This is a genomic window from Blastochloris tepida (assembly GCF_003966715.1).
Classification (GTDB): domain Bacteria; phylum Pseudomonadota; class Alphaproteobacteria; order Rhizobiales; family Xanthobacteraceae; genus Blastochloris; species Blastochloris tepida.
In genome coordinates this window covers 1,247,427-1,269,818 of record NZ_AP018907.1, presented here as the reverse complement: position 1 = coordinate 1,269,818, position 22,392 = coordinate 1,247,427, and the positions used below count along the sequence as shown (strand labels likewise).

The window sequence follows — 22,392 nt, the reverse complement described above, 5'->3', positions numbered from 1 at the left end:
CAACGATTGGGATCAAGCCGACAACGCACGCGGTGCGGCACCGAACTTCCGGGCGTAGTAATCGGAAATCGCGGTCTCGATGTAGTCGTGGGCATACTCGTCGCTGACGTTCAAGCCGGCGCCTTCGAGTTTGCCCTTCGGGGCATCGCCGATCTTGCCGACCAGCACGAGATCGACGCCCTGAAGCGCAGCGATGATCGACTCGAGAATATTAGCCTCGCCTTCGCCGTCTTTGCAGTAGGCGTCTTCCAGACGGCGCAGGCCCATGAAGGCGATCCCTTCCGGCGTCGCGCGGTAGAGCTGGAACTCGCGGGCGTGGCCGAAATGCTGGTTGACGCGGCCGCCGCCGCGCGTCGCCACCGCCACCAGCAGCTCGGCCGCGGCCGCCGCATTGCCGAGGTTCTGCATCGCCGCCTCCTTCGCCTTCTCGCGGTCCTCGCGCTCGCGCGCCACCACGTCGCGATAGGCCTCGCGCTTTGAGGCGTCGTAGGTCACGGTGTCGGCAATCCGGTCGAGCGTGAACTGCTGGCCGCGGTCCTCGCCGAGCAGCCCCACTGCGTCGGCGCGGCACTGCCGGCAATGGCGCATCAGCTTGGCGCCGCCGCCGCATTTCGCCTGCACCGCCTCAAGCTCGGCATGCGTCGGCCCGCGCTGGCCGGTGAGGCCGAAATGCGTGCCGTGCGCGGCGTCCGAGATCAGCGGCATGATGTTGTGCAGGAAGGCGCCGCGCTTGGTCACGGCGGCATTCACCGCCGGCAGATGTTGGTCATTGATGCCGGGGATCAGCACCGAATTGACCTTCACCAGGATGCCGCGCTTGGTCAGCATCTCCAGGCCCAGCATCTGCCGCTCGTGCAGAATCCGCGACGCCTCGATGCCGGTGTAGCGCCGGCCCTGGAAATAGATCCACGGATGGATCTTCTCGCCGATCGCGGGATCGACCATGTTGATGGTGATGGTGACGTGATCGACCTTCATCGCCGCCAGCTCCTCGACATGGTCGGGCAGCGCGAGGCCGTTGGTCGAGACGCAGAGCTTGATGTCGGGGATGACCTCGGACACCAGCTCGAAGGTGCGCTTGGTGCGCTTCCAGTCGAACAGCGCATCGCCCGGCCCGGCGATGCCGAGCACCGACAGCTGCGGCACCTCATTGGCCACCGTGACCACCTTGCGCAGCGCCTCCTCGGGCGACAGCCGCTCGGAGACCACGCCGGGGCGGCTCTCATTGGCGCAGTCGAACTTGCGGTTGCAGTAGTGGCACTGGATATTGCAGGCTGGCGCCACGGCCACGTGCATGCGGGCGAAGAAGTGGTGCGCCTCCTCCGAATAGCACGGATGGTCCTTGATGCGCGCCCAGACATCCGGCGGCAGGTCGGAGGCGCCGGCGTCCGAGCCGCAGGAGGTGGAGGTGCAGCCGGATTTCGAGAGCGTCTCGCGCATGGCCTTGGCCGAGGTCGTCGTGGTGAGGGCATCGAGCGGGACGAAGGCCATGGCGGGGGATCTCCAGGGACGGGTGCCCACCTGCCATTCAAACCCTGTGCCACACGCGCCGAACCGACATTCGCTCAGGACTTTCAGCGAAATTCCGCGCTGTCATGGGCGCGACACGATGTCGGAACTCCGACAAAGCGGTCCGAACCGCCCGACATTCTGCGAGTGGTTGTCAGTCCGGCGCGGGAAGAGACCGCCTTTCCGGAGAACGATCCCGGCTCGGCGCTTCGCGCCGTCCGGGATGACGCGGGGGAGAGGTCGTCGTCCCGGCCAAGGGCCGAAGGCGCGCGAGCCGGGACCGTTTTCAGGAAGGGGGCTCTTTTCCGGATGACGATCCCGGCTCGGCGCTTCGCGCCGTCCGGGATGACACCGCCCGCGCCGGAAACGACGCCGCCGGTACATTCGCCGCGCGGAATTGACCCTTGCGTGCAAAACCGCGCGGACGGGATCGGACCCGCTTCCTCAGAACCGCTTGATCGGGATGCCGTGCTTCTTCAGGGCGTAGCCGATCTGGCGCGGCGTGAGGCCGAGAATGCGCGCCGCCTTGGCCTGCACCCAGCCCGAGCGCTCCATGGCGTCGAGCAGCCGCTCGCGCTCGGCCGCGCTGCGGTGGCCGTCGAGCGGGTAAGCGTCGAGCGGCGGCTCCTCGCGCGGCGGCGGAGATGGCGGCGGCACGTCGGGGACCGGCGCCCGCGCGTGGGTCTGCGGTGCCACCGGCAGCGGCAGTTCCGGCAGCGGCCGGTTGCCCGAGGCCGCCACCTGCCCCTTCCACAGCACCGACGACAGGCACTGGTCGAGCCGGCAGGCGAAGTCGTCGCGGGTGATCACCGGCCCGTGGGCGAGCGTCGCCGTACGGTGCACGCAATTCTCCAGCTCGCGCACATTGCCGGGGAAGTAGCAGTTGGCCATCACCTCGAGCGCGCCTGAGGCGAAGGTCAGCTCGCGGCCATTGTCGGCGTTGAAGCGCTCCAGGAACGCCTGGGCCAGCAGCGGGATGTCGCTCTTGCGCTCGCGCAGCGGCGGCAGCAGCAGCGGCACGACGCTGATGCGGTAGTAGAGGTCGGCGCGGAAGTCGTTGCGCGCCACCGCCTCTTCCAGATTGCGGTTGGTGGCGGTGACGATGCGCACGTCGACCTTGATGGTCTTGGTGCCGCCGACCCGCTCGAACTCGCTCTCCTGCAGCACGCGCAGCAGCTTGGCCTGGAAGGCCGGCGAGATCTCGCCGATCTCGTCGAGGAAAAACGTGCCCTTGTCGGCCAGCTCGAAGCGGCCCTTGCGCGCGTTCAGCGCGCCGGTGAACGCCCCCTTCTCGTGGCCGAACAGCTCCGATTCCAGCACCGACTCGGGCAGTGCGGCGCAGTTGACCTTGACGAACGGCCCGTCCGCGCGCGGCGACATCTCGTGGATGGCGCGGGCGAACAGCTCCTTGCCGGTGCCGGATTCGCCGCGCAGCAGCACCGGCGAATGCGACTTGGCGACGATCTCGATCTTGCGCAGCACCGAGCGGATGGCCGGGCTGTCGCCGACGATGCCGCGCACCTTGACCCGCTTGTCGCTGTCGGCCGGCACCTTGAACTCGGAGAGCTGCTTCTGCAGCCGGTGGGTCTCGGCGATCAGCCGGTCGCGGTCGCGCGCCACCACGCGGTGAAGCTGCACGGTCTGGCCGATCAGGTTCGCCACCATGGTGAGGAAGCGCACGTCGACATCGAAGCGGAACACCGCCTTGCCGTCCCAGATGCGGTCGATGGTCAGCGTACCGACCACCTTGGCGCCGATGCGGATCGGCACGCCGATGAAGGAGACGGTGGAGGTGTCGTCGCCGCCCTGCATGGCGGCCACGTCCGCCTCGCTGAACAGCGGATGGCCGGCGATGTTCTGGGCCACCAGCGGCACGCCGGTGGCGATGATCTGTCCGACCGCCAGTTCCGGCAGGCGGGCGCGGTAGCGCGCGTCCGAGCCCTCGCTCCAGCCGGCGCCGACCACGATGTCCGGCACGCCGTCATCGGCCAGCAGCGAGATGATGCCGTGACGCATCTGCATGAAGGACCACAGGAGGCCCATCACGTTGGACAGCGTGGTCTCCAGCCGGTTCGGCGAAGCCAGGATCTTCGAGATTTCGTAGACGCCGGTAAGGGCGATCTCGCTGAACGGCACGGAAGCACCTGCAGTTGCGTGCGACGTCGGGACGAGAACATCAAGCGGTCCATGGTTCATCGTTTCATTCCCGTCGCTCGTGGGCGCTTCGTTCCCCCGTTGTTGCGTTGGTTCGGTTCATTCTGAATTTTAAAATACATTCAAATTGACGTTTTGTCTTGTCCATTGGGTGCGCAGACCGTCACACCGCGGTGCGGAAGGTCACGCATTGTTTCGCGCGATACTATGGCTTTGCCGGAATCATATCGACCGTCCCACCGGTTTGGCGATGGCCGCCGCCATCACGCTTCCGGCATCATACGTATGCCATCCGCTCCTTCGACGCACTCGCACCGAGAAGGTTCCCGACCGGCAGGCCCGGACGGGCGCGCTCTGTCTACAGATGCTGTCCGCCATTGATCTCGATCTCCGTGCCGGTGACGTAGCTCGACGCATCGGAGCAGAGGAAATAGATGACTTCCGCCACCTCTTCGGGCGTGCCGATCCGGCGCATCGGGATGGTGGGCGCCAGCCGCTCGGCCGTCTCCGGCGATAGAATTTCGGTCTTGATCTCGCCCGGTGCAATCGCGTTGACCCGGATGCCGTGCGGGGCGAAATCGTGGGCCATCTCGCGAGTCAGGCAGGCCAGCGCCGCCTTGGAGGTGGCATAGGCCGTCCCGGCGAAGGGGTGGACGCGCGAGCCGACGATCGAGGTGACGTTGACCACGCTGCCGTGCGCCGCCGCCAGCTCCTCGAACAGGCCGCGCGCCAGCAGCATCGGCGCCAGGAAATTCACCTGGATCACCTGCAGCCAGGTCTCCACCGGCGTCACCAGCGAACTCATCCGGCTTCCGGCCGACGTCTTGGGCGAGATGCCGGCATTGTTGACCAGCGCATGCAGCGGCTTGCCGTTGAGCTTGGCCTTGATGTCGTGGATGGCGAGCTGCAACTCCCGGCGGTCAGAGAGATCGACCTGCACATGGTCGTCCGGCCCCTCCTCCCACGGGCAGCGCTGGCGGTTGAAGGGCTGGCGCGAGCAGGTGATGATCCGCCAGCCGGTCTCCGAGAAGCGGCGCACCGTGGCATGGCCGATGCCGCGCGAGGCGCCGGTGAGCACCATGGTCCGGCCCAGATCGGGCAGCGCGTGCGGGTGGGCGTGCGCATAGACCTGCGCATGCGGGTGCATCGCCGCCGGGTCCGCCGCATGGGCCGGGCAGCCGCCGCCAGCGGCCGGCGCCGGAGCGGCCGCGGCTGCGTGCGCAGATGATGGGCAGCCACGCGGCGGCTCGGCCGATGCGGGCGCCGGGGCGGACGGCGGAGCGTGGGGGTCGTCGGTCACGGCCTCGGTCCTGCGCTGCGGACCGCCGTTTGCAGGCGGCCCATGATACGGTTTCCGGTCGATCCCTTCGGGAAACCGGAAACGGTCTCGCCGAAAATCCCTGGTTTGCAAACCAAGTCTGCACGAACCAAGTCTGCACGAAAGTCTCGATGACGGGATTTTCGGCGACCGGAATGCGGCTCCCCGGCCCCGGAGGCCGGCAACCGCATGAAGGGATCATGACGGGTTTTCACGACAAGCGAGTATCACCCGAAGCAATTTCCACACCAGATGGGCGAAGTTTGGGCCGCGGCGGAGAACCCGACTTGGTCGGGTTCCAGACAGGCAGCGAACCCGACCTGATCGGGTTCCAAACCGGGCAGCGAACCCGATTTGGGCGGGTTCCAGACAGGATTGTGTGCGCCGCAGCAAGCGGCTGGGCGGTTCTCGTTCTGTGCTGCCCAAGCACCTAGGGAAGGATCGCGTCATAGTGTCATGCGACATCTTACGGATGAGCGCTGCACACAGAAGTGGCGAGATGTTTTCGAGCGAACTTCCAGGGATTCCCCTGAGTTTGGTTTGCGAATGACTTGCGAGACCGGCGAGCTAGTCTGCCGGCGTCCGGTTCTTTCCCCGATCGGCGGCCTCCGGCAACGGTCTAGCCAAAAAGTGGACATGGACATGCCAACGTCACAGGCACTATAAGCGCGCCGTGGCGATGCGGTGGGCAGGCGACCCCCGCGAGTGGACGCGATGCTCGTTCTGAGCAGGTCGCGCGATGCGCTTTACCCATTCGGACTTGGCTCATACGGACTTGGCACATGAACGCAAAGTATCCCGGCATTCCCAGCGTAATTCACGGCAACGGCGCGGTTGCCCAGGTCATGGGCCACGTCTGCGGCGGCGTCATCGGCTACCCGATCACGCCCTCCACCGAGATCTCCGAGATCTATGAAGCGTTCCGTGCCTCGGGCGGCTGCAATGTCTGGGGCAAGCACCCCTTCTTCTTCGAGCCGGAGGGCGAGCACTCGGCCCAGTCGGGCGCGCTCGGCGCGGCGCTGACCGGCGGCAAGTACGTCTCCAACGCCTCGTCCTCGCAGGGCATCCTGTACGGGCTTGAATCCCACTACGTCACGGTGGGCAAGCGCGTCGGCGGCTTCGTGCTGCAGGTGGCCGCCCGCGTCGTCACCAAGCACTCGCTCAACGTGATGGCCGGCCACGACGACGTCTATGCGCTGCTGCAGTCGGGCTACACAATCCTGTTCGGCTCCAACCCGCAGGAGGCGGCCGACCTCGCCGCCATTGCCTATAAAGTGAGCGCCAACTCGCTGATCCCGGTCGCCAACGCGATGGACGGCTTCGCCACCAGCCACATGATGAGCGAAGCCCTGATGCCGGAGCCGGAGCTTCTGCACGAGTTCCTCGGCGACCCGGCCGGCCGCATGAAGTGCCCCACCGTCGCCCAGGAGATCCTGTTCGGCGCCAAGGGCCGCGTGTTCCAGCTCAAGCAGTATCTCGCCAAGCACCAGGGCGACTTCGCCGGCGACGCCTTCATCAAGATCAAGGAATACCTCGACACCTACGCCTCGGTGATCGAGACCGACAATGAGGGCGGCCTGATCGAGGCCACCCTGCGCTGGATCCCCGAGGAGCTGCAGGGCCAGTGGCGCCGCCAGTGGCTGAACGCCTTCGAGAAGGGCACCCGCCAGCGCGTGCCGGCGCTGGTCGACATCAACAATCCCGGCCTCACCGGCGGCGTGCAGAACCAGCCCGACTTCCAGGCCGGCTCGGTCGACCACCGCACCCACTTCGTCGCCGAGGTGCCGCGCTTCGTGCGCGAGGCCATGGCCGAATACTCCGCCCTCACCGGCCGCGAGTACAAGCCGGTCCACACCTTCATGTGCGAGGACGCCGAGCACGTGGTGGTGGGCCTGGGCTCGGTCACCGACGACGCCGAGGCCGTCGCCACCTACCTGCGCAGCCAGGGCAAGAAGGTCGGCGTGGTGTCGGTGAAGCTGCTGCAGCCGTTCCCGGAGGCCGAGCTCGTCGCCGCGCTGGCCGGCAAGACCGCCGTCACCGTGCTGGAGCGCTCCGACGTCACCGCGCTGACCAGCTTCGTGACCCAGGCGCTGTTCAAGGGCGTCGAGAACGCTGCCAATGGCGAGCGTCACCCCGGCATCCCGGCCATCAAGACCCTGCCCAAGATCACCACCGCGATCTTCGGCCTCGGCGCCCATGACCTGCAGCCGCGCCACCTCGTCGCCGCCTTCAAGAACATGGAGACGAAGAACGCGCCGTTCGTCTATCTCGGCTCGCAGTTCTTCGCCAAGAACCCCTCGCCCAAGCTCGCCGCGCTGCAGGAGCGGCTCAAGGCCGCCTATCCCGACACCGAGCTGATGGCGCTCGAAACCGAGCCCAACCCGAACCTGCTGCCGCCCGAGGCCTTCCGCATCCGCTTCCACTCGGTCGGCGGCTACGGCACGGTGGCCACCGGCAAGCTGCTCACCGACATTCTGGCCGGCGTGCTGGATCTCCACTCCAAGGCCGCGCCGAAATACGGCTCCGAGAAGAGCGGCGCGCCGACCAACTACTACATCACGCTGAGCCCCGAGACGGTGAAGCTCACCAACGCCGATCTCGAGGACGTCGAGATCGTGGTCTCGCCCGACCACAAGGTGTTCGCGCACGCCAACCCGCTGCGCGGTCTGGTCGAGGGCGGCACCTTCGTCCTGCAGTCCAACCTCTCCCCGCTCGACGTGTGGAAGGAGCTGCCGGAGCGCGCCCGCAAGACCATCCGCGACAAGAAGATCAAGATGTTCATCGTCGACGGCTTCGCGGTGGCCAAGCGCCACGCGCCGACGCCGGAGCTCGAGACCCGCATGATGGGCATCGCCTTCATCGGCGCGGTGTGCGGCAAGGTCGACCGCATCACCGCCGGCGCCTCGATGGACACCATCCTCACCAAGGTGCGCCAGCAGATCGCCAAGAAGTTCGGCTCCAAGGGCGGCGCCGTCGTCGAAGGCAACATGGCGGTGATCAAGGAGGGCCTGGAAGCCACCCAGGCGCTCGACTACACCCAGCCGGAATTCGCCGCCGTCGAGGCCGAGGCCTCGGCCAAGGCCGCCCGCACCGTCGCCATCTCGGCCGCGATGTGCCGCACGGGTGGCGTCGCCCCGAGCGAGGGCTTCTTCGACCGCGAATATTATGACGAGATGATCGCCGCGCCGTTCCGCGACGGCACCATCGCCGAGGCGCCGGTGCTGCCCGGCTCGGGCATGTTCATTCCCGCCGGCTCTGCGGCGTGGAAGGACAAGGGCCTGTTCCGCCGCGACGTGCCGGAGTTCAACCCGGATCTCTGCACCGGCTGCATGGAATGCACGCTGGTGTGCCCGGATGCCGCCATCCCCAACACCGTCCACGACATCCAGGACCTGCTGGCGACCGGCATCAAGCACCTCGATCTGCCCGAGGCCCAGCTCGACGCGCTGCGCGCCCAGGTCTATCCGCTGGCCGAGGCGGTGCGCGAGGTCTACCGCGCCACCAAGGATGCCGTCGCGTTCGACGCGGCGGTGGCCCAGGCGGCTGCCTCGATCGACACCGACAACGCCACGCTGAAGCGCAATCTCGGCCGTCTCGCCGAGACGCTGGCGCTGTTCCCGGTGGCCCGCACCCGGCCGTTCTTCGACGCCATGGAGAAGGACAAGCCCGGCACCGGCGGCCTCTACTCCGTCGCGGTCGACCCCTGGAAGTGCTCGGGCTGTCTCGAGTGCATCGACGTGTGCGGCCCCGGCGCGCTGAAGGAGCGCCAGCAGGACGCCGCCCTGCTCGACACGCTGCAGGCGCGCTTCGAGTTCCTCAGCCACACCGCCAACACCCCGTCGCGCTTCACCGACGGCGCGCTGAAGGACGGCGGCGACACCAAGCGGCTGATGCTCGACCGCGCCAACTACTACTCGACCACCGGCGGCCACGGCGCCTGCCGCGGCTGCGGCGAGGTCACCGCCATCCGTCTGGTGCTGGCCTCCAACCACGCCATCCAGACCCGGCGCCGCAAGGAGCACCTGCGCGAGCTCGAGGCGCTGATCGACCAGCTCAAGGCCAAGCTCGCCGCCGTGCAGGACGACGCCGCCCGCCGCGAACGCATCTCGACCGTCATCGCGACGCTGGAGAAGCGCCAGTTCCTGCTGGAGAGCGGCCCGACCGGCAACGGCCCGGCCTCGGCGGTGATCGCCAACGCCACCGGCTGCTCGTCGGTCTATGCCTCGACCTTCCCCTTCAACCCCTACAACGACCCGTGGGTGAACAGCCTGTTCCAGGACACCCCGGCGGTCGCCAAGGGCCTGTTCGAGGGTCTCACCGCCTCGGCGGTGGACGATGTGAAGGCGCTGCGCATCGCCAAGCTGGAGCTGGCCGACGCCTATGATGCCGGCCTCTACGACAAGGCGTTCCGCACCCTGAGCTGGAAGGACTTCACGCCGGACGAGATGGCGCTGCTGCCGACCGTCGTGTCGATGGGCGGCGACGGTGCCACCTACGACATCGGCTTCGGCGCGCTGTCGCGTCTCCTCGCCACCTCGACCCCGGTCAAGGTGGTGGTGCTGAACACCGGCGTCTATTCCAACACCGGCGGCCAGACCTCGACGGCAAGCCTCACCGGCCAGGATTCGGATCTGTCGCGGTTCGGCGCCGCCCACCCCGGCAAGCAGGAAGACCGCAAGGAGCTCGGCCTGATCGCCGCGTTCCACCCGAACGTGTTCGTGGTGCAGACCTCGACCGCGATCCAGGGCCACTTCCTGAAGAGCGTGATGGAGTATCTCAACCACTCCTCCTCGCCGGCGGTGCTCGACGTCTACACCCCCTGCCAGGCCGAGCACGGCATTGCCGACGCCGCGGCGGCGCGCCGCGCCCGCCTCGCCGTCGAGAGCCGCATGAGCCCGGTGTTCGTCCACGACCCGCGCCAGACCGGCCTGAAGAGCCGCTTCTCGCTCGACGGCAACCCGGACGTCGACAAGGACTGGACCACCACCACCCTCACCTATGTCGAGGATGGCCAGACCAAGCTGATGCAGGTGCCGCTGACCCCGGCCGACTTCGCCCGCGACGAGACGCGCTTCTTGAAGCAGTTCCGCAAGCTCAAGGACGACACCAATGCGGTGGCGATCCACGAGTATGTCGAACTGCCGCAGGCCGCGCGCGCCGGCAAGACCGCGTTCGTGTGGTCGACCGACGACAAGCAGCAGCTCATCAAGCTGGAGGTGTCGAGCGCCATCGTCCACCTCGTCGAGGAGCGCCGGAAGTACTGGCGGACGCTGCGCTATCTCGCCGGCCGCGAGATCGAGCAGCTCGACGCCGATCACCGCACCGAGCTGGCGGCGCTGCAGGCCCGCTACGAGCAGGCGATGACCGAGAAGGAGTCCTCGCTCGACACCATCGCCCGCGCGATGAGCGAGCTGGCCGCCTCCTCGAGCGCGCCGGCCAACGGCGCTCTCGCCACCGCGCTGTCGCCCTTCGGCGGCGCCGCGGCGGCTCCGGCCCCGGCTGCGGCCGCATCGGCCGGCGCCAATGGCTCGGCTGCCGGCATCGCCTTCATCCATGACGAGGATGTCGAGAAGTGCACCAACTGCAAGACCTGCTACCAGCAGGTCTCGGAGTTGTTCGAGAAGACCGTGATCGTGGCTGACGGCGGCACCAAGGAAGTGGCTCACACCATTCCGGGTGCGCTTGAGAAGGTGACCATCACCGCGGACCTCAAGAGCCGCGTGGCCCGCGTCGCCGCCAATTGTGATGCGGAGATCATTCGATGAGCACCACCTCCCCCCAAGGGACCCCCAACGAGGATCTCGTCCGCTACGCCCGGACGGCCAGCACGCTGGAGGCGAGCAAGAGCGAGCTCGCCCAGCTTGAGCAGACTGCGGCGGTCGAGCTGTTCAACAAGCAGCTCGACCTGCTCAAGAAGCGCCTGCTCGGCGATCCCAAGTCGCTGCGCTCGATGTTCGTCGCCGACGGCGTCCAGGCCATCGCCTGGGAGTTCCAGCAGGAGGAGCTTGGCGCAGCGTTCACCAGGACGCTGTGGGAGCTTCTGCTGCGCAACGACGAGATGAGCACGGTGCTCACCCGGTTCATCTGGGGGATGCCGCTCAAGTTCAAGCGCAAGTTCATCAAGGCGATCGACGACCACCTGTCCGACCGCTACCCGATGTTCAAGGGCCTGTCCGAGGGCTGGCCGGGCGAGACCTTCATCCCGCCCTACATCCGCCCGCCGGAGGAGCGCTCGACCGACTTCGAGCTGGTGAACACCGGCTATCTCGGCTACCGCGCGCTCGGCTATTCGACCCGCGAGGTCGAGCTGTTCGTGTGGCTGGAGGTGCTGCGCGACAAGCAGTGCGCCGACAAGCCGTGCGAATTGGGCGTGCTGGTCCACGGCAAGACCGACCCCAAGGGCGGCTGCCCGGTCAAGATCCACATCCCCGAGATGCTGGACCTGCTCGGCCAGGGCAAGTTCCGTCAGGCGCTGGAGCTGATCGAGAGCTGCAACCCGCTGCCGAACGTCACCGGCCGCGTCTGTCCGCAGGAGCTGCAGTGCCAGGGCGTGTGCACCCACACCAAGCGGCCGATCGAGATCGGCCAGCTTGAATGGTTCCTGCCCGAGCACGAGAAGCTGGTCGGCCTGTCCCCCGAGGAGCGCTTCGGCGGCGTGGTGTCGCCGTGGGCCAAGGCCGAGAAGCCGCCGATCGCGGTGGTGGGCTCGGGTCCCTCCGGCCTCATCAACGCCTATCTGCTCGCGGTGGAGGGCTACCCGGTCACCGTGTTCGAGGCGTTCCACGAGCTGGGCGGCGTGCTGCGCTACGGCATTCCGGAATTCCGCCTGCCGAACACGCTGATCGACGACGTGGTGAAGAAGATCAACCTGCTCGGCGGCCGGTTCGTCAAGAACTTCGTGGTCGGCAAGACCGCGACGCTCGACGACCTCAAGGAAAACGGCTTCTGGAAGATCTTCGTCGGCACCGGCGCGGGCCTTCCGACCTTCATGAACGTGCCGGGCGAGCACCTGCTCGGCGTGATGTCGGCCAACGAGTTCCTCACCCGCGTCAACCTGATGCGGGCGATCGACGACAAGTACGAGACCCCCCTGCCCGACACCAAGGGCAAGGAAGTGTTCGTGATCGGCGGCGGCAACACCGCGATGGACGCGGCGCGCACCGCCCGGCGTCTCGGCGCCAACGTTACCATCGTCTATCGCCGCACCAAGAGCGAGATGCCGGCCCGCGTGGAAGAGCTGCACCACGCGCTCGAAGAAGGCATCAATCTCAAGGTGCTGCGCGCGCCGAGCGAGTTCCTGGGCGACGACAAGACCCACTTCGTCACCCACGCCGTGCTCGACGTGAATGAACTCGGCCCGCCCGACAAGTCGGGCCGCCGGGCGCCGGTGAAGACCGGCCAGACCGAGCGCGTGCCGGTCGACCTCGTGATCATGGCGCTGGGCAACACGGCGAACCCGATCATGAAGGACGCCGAGCCCACCCTGAAGGTGTCGAAGTGGGGCACCATCGAGGTCGAGCCGAAGACCAAGGCGACCTCGATCCCCGACGTCTATTCGGGCGGCGACGCCGCGCGCGGCGGCTCCACCGCCATCATGGCGGCGGGCGACGGACAGGCGGCGGCGCGTCAGATCGTCGGCGAGATCCCGTTCGACGCGGCCGAGATCAAGAGCCGGGTCGAGAAGGCCGCCCGCTACACCGAGCTGGGTCAGGTCGCGCAGACCATCGTCGACAAGATCCCGCTCGCCGGCGGCATCGTCGAGTTCAAGGTCCGCGCGCCGATGGTGGCGCGCTCGGCCAAGGCCGGCCAGTTCGTCCGCGTGCTGGCCTGGGACGACGGCGAGCTGATCCCGCTGACGCTGGCCGACTGGGACGCCGAGGAAGGCACCATCGACCTCGTTATCCAGGGTATGGGCACCTCGACGCTGCTCATGAACAAGATGGCGATCGGCGACGCGTTCGCCGGCATCGCCGGCCCGCTGGGTCAGGCCAGCGAGCTGCACCACTACGGGCCCGACCAGACGGTGGTGTTCACCGCCGGCGGTGTCGGCCTGCCGCCGGTGTACCCGATCGCCCGGGCGCACCTCGAACTCGGCAACCACGTCACGCTGATCGCCGGCTTCCGCTCCAAGGACTTCCTGTTCTGGACGGGCGAGGACGAGCGCATGGGCAGGCTGAAGGCCAAGTGGGGCGATCAGCTCGACGTGATCTACGCCACCAATGACGGCACGTTCGGTCTCAAGGGCTTCGTCACCACGCCGCTCGAAGAGATGCTGAAGAACGACAAGACGTCGAAGGGGCGCAAGATCGCCGAGGTGGTCACCATCGGCCCGCCGATCATGATGCGCGTGGTCTCCGACCTCACCAAGCCGTACGGCGTGAAGACGGTGGCGAGCCTCAACTCGATCATGGTCGACGCCACCGGCATGTGCGGCGCCTGCATGGTGCCGGTGATGATCGACGGCAAGCTGGTGCGCAAGCACGCCTGCATCGACGGGCCGGAGATCGACGCCCACATCATCGACTGGGACAAGTTCCTGCCGCGCTTCGGCGCGTTCAAGACCCAGGAGCAGCGTTCCAAGGAGGCACGCGGTCTGGCGTGAGGTTTGATGCGTCCCGGACGGCGCAAAGCGCCGTCCGGGACGACGATCTCTCCCCCGCGTCATCCCAGCGGACACCGTAGGGCGCAATAGCGAAGCGTATTGCGCCGAAGTATTGCGTCGGAAGTGGGCGTCGAAACCGGCGGGATACGCTGCGCTATCCCGCCCTACACAGCGGTCACACCGCGTCGTCCCGGACCGAGCGAAGCGAGGAGCCGGGATCGTCCTCCGAACAAGACGCCCCCTCCTGAAAACGGTCCCGGCTCGGCGCTGCGCGCCGTCCGGGACGGCGGGCTGGCCCCCTCACCCGCCCGGGACCGGCAGGATCTCGTGCGATGCCGCCTGGATGGAGGCGCTTTCGGTGCGCGGCACCGCGAACCGCCGGTAGAGCCGCATGTTGCGCGGCAGCGCCCGCACCGGCCGGCCGTCCAGCACGTCCTCGGCCGCCCCCACCGCCTGCACCAGCGAGCGGTCGTCGAACGGCTTGAGCAGGCAGCCCAGCGCATAGGCTTCCGCCGCGCGGTCGGGCGCGCTGCCGGTGACGAACAGGCAGGCGATGCCGCGCTTGCCGAGCGCGGCAGCCACCGCCACGCCGGAATAGCCGCTCATCAAATGGAGATCGACCAGCGCCAGATCCGGCGGGCGCACCGCGTCGACTCGCATCGCCTCCTCGAAATCGTCGGCGACGCCGATGACGTTGTAGCCAGCGCCCTGCAGAATCTCGGCGGCGTCGAGCGCCACCATGATGTCGTCTTCGACCACAAGGATGCGGAGAGACCTGTTTCCAATCATCACGCAGCACAATTAGACACATTGCCGGCTTCGGCAATTCGAAGACAACCGGACCGGAGTAACGTCGTTCCGTACTCAGCTTTACGTATTCATCCGCAAGCTTGCCGAGTCGGCGGCTGCCGGCCGCAAACTCCCTGCGCCCCGGCCTGCACCAAAATTCCCCCAGGGAACCCACCCTCCCGACTCACCGCCCTGTTGACCGCGCCGCCGCGGCGGTGTTCGCTAGGTGTTTTCCCCCAGCCGACGAGGATGACATGCCGGTCGTCAATCGCGTCGCGGCCCTGACGGAAGAGATTTCCGCTTGGCGCCGCGATTTCCACCAGCACCCCGAGCTGCAGTACGAGGTGCACCGCACGGCCGGGCGGGTCGCCGAGCGGCTCGAGAGCTTCGGGGTCGATCAGGTGGTGCCCGGCATCGGCCGCACCGGCGTGGTCGGCGTCATTCACGGCCGCCGGCCGGGCGCCGGCCGGGTGGTGGCGATGCGCGCCGACATGGACGCGCTGCCCATCGAGGAGGCGACCGGCCTGCCCTACGCCTCGGCCACGCCCGGCAAGATGCACGCCTGCGGCCATGACGGCCACACCGCCATGCTGCTGGGCGCGGCCAAATACCTCGCCGAGACCCGCAATTTCGACGGCACGGCGGTCGTGATCTTCCAGCCGGCCGAGGAAGGCGGCGCCGGCGCCAAGGCGATGATCGATGACGGGCTGATGGAGCGCTTCGGCATCCAGGAGGTCTATGGCATGCACAACATGCCGGGCCTGCCGGTGGGCGCCTTCGCCACCCGGCCGGGGCCGCTGATGGCCTCCGCCGACCGGGTGTTCATCGACATCGAGGGCAAGGGCGGCCACGCCGCCCGGCCGCACGCGACGGTCGATACCGTGCTGGTCGGCGCCGCCATCGTGCAGATGCTGCAGTCGGTGGTGTCGCGCAATCTCGATCCGCTGGATTCGGGCGTGGTGTCGATCACCATGTTCCAGGCCGGCCATACCGACAACGTCATCCCCCAGACCGCCCACCTGCGCGGCACCGCCCGCGCGCTCACCGCCGAGGTGCGCGACCTGCTGGAGGCCCGCATCGCCCATATCGTCGAGGCCACCGCCCGCATCTACGGCGCCACCGCCCGCGCCGACTACCGGCGCGACTATCCGGTGCTGCGCAACCACCCCCGCGAGACCGAGTTCGCCGCGGCGGTGGCCCGCGAGATCTCGGGCGAGGAGCGCGTGCAGGCCAACGCCGCGCCGGTGATGGGCGGCGAGGACTTCGCCTTCATGCTGGAGAAGCGGCCGGGCGCGCTGATCTTCGCCGGCAATGGCGAGCACTCGGCGAGCCTCCACCACCCGGCCTACGACTTCAACGACCAGCTGATTCCGGCCGGCGTGTCGTTCTGGGTACGGCTGGTGGAAGCCCGCATGCCGGCGGTGGGATAGCGCGGCATCATGCGGCGTCATCCCGGGCGAGCGTGAGCGAGACCCGGGATCGTCTTCCGGAAAGACCTCTATCCGGCACACGGTCCCGGGTCGCGCAGCTAAAGCTGCTTGCCCGGGACGACAGCCCTTCCCCGGGTCGTGGGCCTGCGGCCCTTTCCCGGGACGACAGCCCCTGCCCCGGACGACGCCGGCCGCCGCTCACTCCGCCGCGGCGGCGATCGGCCGGCCCATGTGCTCGCACACCGCCGCCAGCGGCACGTCGAGCGTCCAGGCCACGCCGTCCGACTTCCAGTCGAGCCGGGCCTGGCCGCGCAGCGCCATCGACACCATCCGCTCGATCACCACATGGCCGAAGCCGCGCCGCGCCGGCGGCTCCACCGGCGGGCCGCCGGTCTCCTCCCAGCTCATGTGCAGCCGCGGCTCGGGCTCCGCGTCCTCGACCCGCCAGACGATGCGGATGCGCCCCGACGGCACCGACAGCGCCCCATGCTTGGAGGCATTGGTGGCCAGTTCGTGCAGCGCCATGCCGATGTTCTGCGCCGCATCCGGCTTCATCAGCAGCGCCGGCCCATCGAGCGAGATGCGGTCGTTGGCGGCGTCCAGGAACGGCAGCAATTGCCGCTCGACCAGCTCGGCGACGGTGGCGCCAGTCCAGTTGCGGGCGACCAGCAGGTCGTGCGAGCGGGCGAGGCTGGAAATCCGGTCCTCGAACCGCGCCTGGAACTCAGCGGCGTCGCTGGTGTGGCGGCCGGTCTGGCGCGCCATCGACTGCACCACGGTGAGCAGATTCTTCGAGCGGTGCGACAGCTCGCGCATCACGAGGCCCATGTGGCGGGCGCTGTCGTGCAGCGCATCCTCGCGCGCCGCGATGGTCTCGGCCGCATCGGCCAGCGCCCGGCAGACCAGATTGTCCTCGCGGATGAGCGTCGGCTTGAGCGAGATCGGCGCCCCCTCGCCCAGCGCCCGCGCCGCGTTCACCGTGCGCCGCGTCGAGCGGTTGATCAGGTGCGCGCCGAACAGGGCGGCGCCGATCGACACCAGCGTGGTGAGGCCGAGCAGCGCCAGCACGGCGTCGCGGCGCTGGTTGCTCGGCGCCTCCAGCACCGCCTTCGGCACCCACACCACGGCGCGCCAGTCGTTCAGGCTGGAGCGGCGATAGGCGGCGACGGCCGGCTGGCCGTCGAGAGCGGTGACATTGAACACGCCTTCGGGTGCGGCAAGCTGCGCCAGAAGCTCGGGCGGGGCGGCCTGGGCGATCAGCGCGCCGTCCTCGCCGCGCTCGGGCGCCGAGCGGGCGACGACGCGGCCCTCGCCGTCGAGGATGGCGGCGAACCAGCCCTCCGGCCGGTAGGTCTGCTGCAGAACGGCCTGGATGGCGGCCGGCGGCGGCATCAGCATCAGCACGCTGCGCACCTCGCGCTCGACGCTGACCGGCACATAGATCGCGAAACGGTCGGGCTCGCCGGCCATCGGCCCGGCATTGCCCACCTTCATCCGCCCGGAGGCGAACACCTGCTCGACCGGTCTGGCGCGAATCTCCGCCGGCCGGGCGGGCTCGTCGCGGGTATCGACCAGCGGCCGCAGCGAGCGGTCGACCAGCACCACATGGCCGCCGCGCGCCGACACGGCGCGGGCCTGCTCGTCGAATGCCTGGAAATTCGCCTTCACCAGCGCCCGCGAGGCGGCCAGCACCTCGGCGGTCTCGCTGTGGCTGCGCAGATCGCGGTCCACCGCCTGCGCCAGCGTGTGTGCAACCTCGGACACGCGGCCGATCTCGGCCGTGTGCTCGACATCCGCCCAGCGCATGATGGTGTAGGCGCCGATCAGCACCAGCGGCGCCACCGAGGCCAGGATCAGGAACGCCAGCAGCCATGCCAGCGGCACGTCGCGCCTGGCGCGGGTTCGGCCGCCATCGACCGCGGCACCATGCGTGCCGATCCGGCCGGCGGCGCCGATTGTCACATCCGATTGTGCCGTCAAACGGCCAGCCCCTCCGAAAGCGATCCCTCTAACCAACGGCGGCGAAGGCCAACCGTTCGCCTGGATCGCGAATTTTCACGAAATCGATGGCCTTGCGAACCAGAATTCCCGACTCGCTCGGAATTCCCGATACGCCAGAACTCCGGACTTGCCAGAGTTCCAGACTTGCCAGAGTTCCAGACTTGCCAGAGTTCCAGATCTGCAACGCCCCGGCGCATCACGCTCCCAGGCCGGTGAACCCACGCGGCTTCCGGGGAAAACCCTGCGTGACCCCGGAAAAACGCCGGCGCCGAACATTCCGGTCCGAAACTGGAACCTTCGACACCCGGCCTGCGAAACGACGGCCCCGGAGAACGACGTCCCCAGAACGCCCCGGCCCGGACACCAGATTCCGCACCGCACCATTTCGTAGCTCGAAACCGGTCGCTCTCCAAGACGTCGGTGTGCCCCGACGGGGTCGACAGGCTTCACATTCTCGCAAGCATATGGCCGCACCAAGGCACCGCCGCCCGCGCCGCGCGGGGCAGATCCGCGGGCTGCGGCCGCCTCCGGACGGGGTCATACGGTTTCCGGCCGATCCCTCCGGGATGCCTGATACAGTTTCCGGCTGATCCCTTCGGGATACCGGAAACGGTCTCGCCGAAAACCCCGTTCCGCAAGAAAATTCCGCAAGAAACTCCCGACAACGGGATTTTCGGCGATCGAAACACGGCTCGAAGGCCTGATCAGCCGGAAACCGTATCATCCCCACACGCCGGCCGGCCTCAGAACGGGATCTCGTCGTCGAGGTCGCTGGAATACTTGCCGCCGCCGGAGGCCGGCGGACGGGCGCCGCCGCGCGCCGGCAGCGGGCTGCGCTGGCCGAAATCGCCGCCGGCATCGTCGATCTCGGCGCCGCCGCCGCTCCGCCCGTCGAGCAGCGTCAGTTCGCCGCGGAAGCGCTGCAGCACCACCTCGGTGATCCGCCGCTGCTGGCCGTCCTTGTCGGTGTATTCGCGGGTCTGGAGCTGCCCCTCGATATAGACCTTCGATCCCTTGCGCAGATACTGCTCGGCGACCCGACCGAGATTCTCGTTATAGATGACGATGTTGTGCCACTCGGTCTTTTCCTTCTTCTCGCCGGTGGCCTTGTCCGGCCAGCGCTCGGAGGTGGCGACGCTGAATTTCACCGCCTGCCCGCCGTTCGAGAAGCGCTGCACTTCCGGATCGCGCCCGAGATTGCCGACCAGGATCACCTTGTTGACGCTGCCCGCCATGGCTGCCCGCCTTTCCGTCTTGTCATGGTTGTCGCCGCCACCCTAGCCCAGCCGGCGCGCTGGCGCGCCCCCTGCCCGGGCCATGTCCACAAGCGACAATGTTCCGGTTACGTTCTTAGCGCAAACCGGCTCCCCTCACAATCGCCTTGCGCTCCCGCTCGTCCGGTCACCGCGATTGCGCCGGGCGGCCGTGCATCGCGGCACTGGCGTTTTCGAGCGCGGCGCCCTAGGTTATGGCCTCGTTTTGTTCTTGTCGAACCGCCGCCGGGCCCCCTCGGCCGCGTGCCGAGACCCCCGCATGACCTCGCCCCGCTCCAGACGCGACCGCTCCGAGAATGAACGCTCCAGAAATGATCGCGCCACCATCGACCCCGCCCGCACCATCTCGATCCGCGGCGCGCGCGAGCACAATCTGAAGGGCGTCGATCTCGACATCCCGCGCGACCGGCTGGTGGTGTTCACCGGCCTGTCCGGCTCGGGCAAGTCGTCGCTCGCCTTCGACACCATCTATGCCGAGGGCCAGCGCCGCTATGTCGAGAGCCTGTCGGCCTATGCCCGCCAGTTCCTCGACATGATGCAGAAGCCGGACGTCGACCAGATCGACGGCCTGTCGCCGGCCATCTCCATCGAGCAGAAGACGACGTCGAAGAACCCGCGCTCGACGGTGGGCACCGTCACCGAGATCTACGACTACATGCGCCTGCTGTGGGCGCGGGTCGGCACCCCCTACTCGCCCGCGACGGGTCTTCCGATCGAGAGCCAGACCGTGTCGCAGATGGTCGACCGCGTGCTGGAGCTCACCCCCGGCACAAGGCTCTATCTGCTGGCGCCCGTGGTGCGCGGCCGCAAGGGCGAGTACCGCAAGGAGCTCGCCGAGTTCCAGAAGAAGGGCTTCCAGCGCGTCAAGATCGACGGCGCGTTCTACGAGATCTCCGAGGCCCCGGCGCTCGACAAGAAGCTGAAGCACACCATCGAGGTGGTGGTGGACCGGCTGGTGGTGCGCCCCGACATTGCGACGCGGCTCGCCGACTCGCTGGAGACCGCGCTCAAGCTCGCCGACGGGCTGGCGATTATCGAGTTCGCCGATGCGCCGGCCTCTTCACCCCCCCCGGACAGGGGGAGGTCGACGCGCGACGCGCGGCGGGAGGGGGTCGACCCCACCCCGGATCGCCTGCGGCGATCCGACCCTCCCCTTGCAGGGGAGGGAGAAGAGCCCGCCCGCATCCTGTTCTCCGAAAAATTCGCCTGCCCGGTCTCCGGCTTCACCATTCCCGAGGTCGAGCCGCGGCTGTTCTCGTTCAACAATCCGTTCGGCGCCTGCCCGACCTGCGGCGGCATCGGCACCGAGCAGACCATCGACCCCAATCTGGTGGTGCCGGACACCGCGAAGAGCCTGCGCCAAGGCGCCATCGCGCCATGGTCGCGCTCCTCCAGCCCCTATTACGCCCAGACGCTGGATGCGCTGGCCCGCCACTACAAGTTCAAGGTCACGGTGCCGTGGAAGGAACTGCCGAAGACGGCGCGCGACGTCATCCTCTACGGCTCGGGCGAGGAGCCGGTGACCATCGTCTATGATGACGGCCTGCGCGCCTACGAAACCAAGAAGCCGTTCGAAGGCGTGGTCACCAATCTCCAGCGCCGCTGGCGCGAGACCGAGAGCGAGTGGGCGCGCGAGGAGATCGGCAAGTACTTCTCCGCCACCCCGTGCGAGGCCTGCGCCGGCCATCGCCTCAAGCCCGAGGCGCTGGCGGTGAAGATCGCCGGCCTTCACATCGGCGAGGTGGCGGAGATGAGCGTGCGCCGCGCCGGCGCGTGGTTCGAGGCGCTGCCCGCCACGCTCACCAAAAAGCAGAACGACATCGCGGTGCGCATCCTCAAGGAGATCCGCGAGCGCCTGCGCTTCCTGATGGATGTCGGGCTCGATTATCTCACGCTCTCGCGCAATTCCGGCACGCTGTCGGGCGGCGAGAGCCAGCGCATCCGCCTCGCCTCGCAGATCGGCTCCGGCCTCACCGGCGTGCTCTATGTGCTGGACGAGCCGTCGATCGGCCTGCACCAGCGCGACAACGAACGGCTGCTGAAGACGCTGGAACGTCTGCGCGACCTTGGCAACACCGTCATCGTCGTCGAGCACGACGAGGACGCCATCCGCGAGGCCGATTACGTGGTCGATGTCGGCCCCGGCGCCGGCATCCATGGCGGGCGGATCGTCGCGCAGGGCACGCCGGCCGAGATCATGGCCGACCCCAAATCGCTGACCGGGCAATACCTGACCGGCGCCAAATCGATCGCCGTGCCGGCGCGCCGCAAGCCCGACCCCGCCCGCACGCTGAAGCTGGTCGGCGCGCGCTCCAACAATCTCAAGAACGTCACCGCCGAGATCCCGCTGGGCCTGTTCACCTGCATCACCGGCGTCTCGGGCGGCGGCAAGTCGACGCTGCTCATCGACACGCTCTACAAGGCGGTGGCGCGGCGGCTCAACAACGCCTCCGACGTGCCCGGCGTGCATGACGCGCTCATCGGCCTCGAACACCTCGACAAGGTGATCGACATCGACCAGTCGCCGATCGGCCGCACCCCGCGCTCCAACCCCGCCACCTATACCGGCGCATTCACGCCGATCCGCGACTGGTTCGCCGGCCTGCCGGAATCGAAGGCGCGCGGCTACGATCCGGGCCGCTTCTCGTTCAACGTCAAGGGCGGGCGCTGCGAGGCCTGCCAGGGCGACGGCGTCATCAAGATCGAGATGCACTTCCTGCCGGACGTCTACGTCACCTGCGACGTCTGCAAGGGCAAGCGCTACAATCGCGAGACGCTGGAGGTGATCTTCAAGGGCAAGTCGATCGCCGACGTGCTCGACATGACGGTCGACGAGGGCGTGCAGTTCTTCCAGGCGGTGCCGACCATCCGCCGCATCCTCGAAACGCTGTCGCGCGTCGGCCTCGGCTACATCCACATCGGCCAGCAGGCGACGACGCTCTCGGGCGGCGAGGCGCAGCGCGTGAAGCTGTCGAAGGAGCTGGCGAAGCGCTCGACCGGCCGCACGCTCTATATTCTCGACGAGCCGACCACCGGCCTGCACTTCCACGACGTGGCGAAGCTGCTCGAAGTGCTGCACGAGCTGGTGGCCCAGGGCAACACCGTGGTGGTGATCGAGCACAATCTCGAAGTGATCAAGACCGCCGACTGGCTGATCGATCTCGGCCCCGAGGGCGGCGACGGCGGCGGCGAGATCGTCGCCGCTGGCCCGCCCGAGCTGATCGCCAAGGAGCCGCGCAGCTATACGGGCAAGTTCCTCAAGCCGGTGCTGGCGCGCGGCAAGGCGAAGGGCAAGCAGGCGGCGGAGTGAGGGCG

At 68.1% G+C, this 22,392-nt stretch carries 10 protein-coding genes; 4 read left to right on the top strand and 6 right to left on the bottom strand.

Translation table 11 applies throughout. From position 1 onward, the window contains the following. Nucleotides 1-12 precede the first annotated feature (12 nt). From nifB to BLTE_RS05855, 3 genes are all read right to left on the bottom strand, one after another. Entirely contained in the window at nt 13-1,491 is a 1,479-nt protein-coding gene (gene nifB, locus BLTE_RS05865) for a nitrogenase cofactor biosynthesis protein NifB (protein ID WP_126398414.1), read from the bottom strand. 462 nt (nt 1,492-1,953) lie between these two features. Beyond that, the gene (nifA, locus tag BLTE_RS05860) at nt 1,954-3,705 is read right to left on the bottom strand and encodes a nif-specific transcriptional activator NifA (protein ID WP_126398412.1); all 1,752 of its coding nucleotides are present in this window, start codon (nt 3,703-3,705) and stop codon (nt 1,954-1,956) included. A 316-nt stretch (nt 3,706-4,021) separates the two neighbouring features. After that, nucleotides 4,022-4,810: an SDR family NAD(P)-dependent oxidoreductase gene (locus BLTE_RS05855; RefSeq protein WP_244600135.1), complete on the bottom strand. Its 789-nt coding sequence runs from the start codon at nt 4,808-4,810 to the stop codon at nt 4,022-4,024. Nucleotides 4,811-5,763: 953 nt separating this feature from the next. Here BLTE_RS05855 and BLTE_RS05850 point away from each other — a divergent pair. Both BLTE_RS05850 and BLTE_RS05845 read left to right on the top strand, forming a co-directional pair. Continuing rightward, entirely contained in the window at nt 5,764-10,746 is a 4,983-nt protein-coding gene (locus BLTE_RS05850) for a 2-oxoacid:acceptor oxidoreductase family protein (protein WP_126398410.1), read from the top strand. Continuing rightward, nucleotides 10,743-13,583 carry a sulfide/dihydroorotate dehydrogenase-like FAD/NAD-binding protein gene (locus tag BLTE_RS05845; protein WP_126398408.1) on the top strand — a complete coding sequence of 947 codons (2,841 nt, stop codon included), beginning with the start codon at nt 10,743-10,745 and terminating at the stop codon, nt 13,581-13,583. The genes BLTE_RS05850 and BLTE_RS05845 overlap by 4 nt, the downstream gene beginning before the upstream one ends. A 300-nt stretch (nt 13,584-13,883) precedes the next feature. Here BLTE_RS05845 and BLTE_RS05840 read toward each other — a convergent pair whose 3' ends face one another. After that, nucleotides 13,884-14,372, bottom strand: a complete 489-nt coding sequence (locus tag BLTE_RS05840; RefSeq protein ID WP_126398406.1) for a response regulator — start codon at nt 14,370-14,372, stop codon at nt 13,884-13,886. 254 nt (nt 14,373-14,626) lie between these two features. Between BLTE_RS05840 and BLTE_RS05835 the strand changes: the two genes are divergently transcribed. Further along, entirely contained in the window at nt 14,627-15,802 is a 1,176-nt protein-coding gene (locus tag BLTE_RS05835) for a M20 aminoacylase family protein (RefSeq protein ID WP_126398404.1), read from the top strand. A 198-nt stretch (nt 15,803-16,000) separates the two neighbouring features. Here BLTE_RS05835 and BLTE_RS05830 read toward each other — a convergent pair whose 3' ends face one another. Both BLTE_RS05830 and ssb read right to left on the bottom strand, forming a co-directional pair. Continuing rightward, nucleotides 16,001-17,764 (bottom strand): sensor histidine kinase, encoded by a 1,764-nt coding sequence (locus BLTE_RS05830; RefSeq protein ID WP_126398402.1) that lies wholly within the window; start codon nt 17,762-17,764, stop codon nt 16,001-16,003. A gap of 782 nt (nt 17,765-18,546) precedes the next feature. Further along, entirely contained in the window at nt 18,547-19,038 is a 492-nt protein-coding gene (gene ssb, locus BLTE_RS05825) for a single-stranded DNA-binding protein (protein WP_126398400.1), read from the bottom strand. 298 nt (nt 19,039-19,336) lie between these two features. Between ssb and uvrA the strand changes: the two genes are divergently transcribed. Further along, nucleotides 19,337-22,387, top strand: a complete 3,051-nt coding sequence (uvrA, locus tag BLTE_RS05820; RefSeq protein ID WP_126398398.1) for an excinuclease ABC subunit UvrA — start codon at nt 19,337-19,339, stop codon at nt 22,385-22,387. Nucleotides 22,388-22,392: the final 5 nt, after the last annotated feature.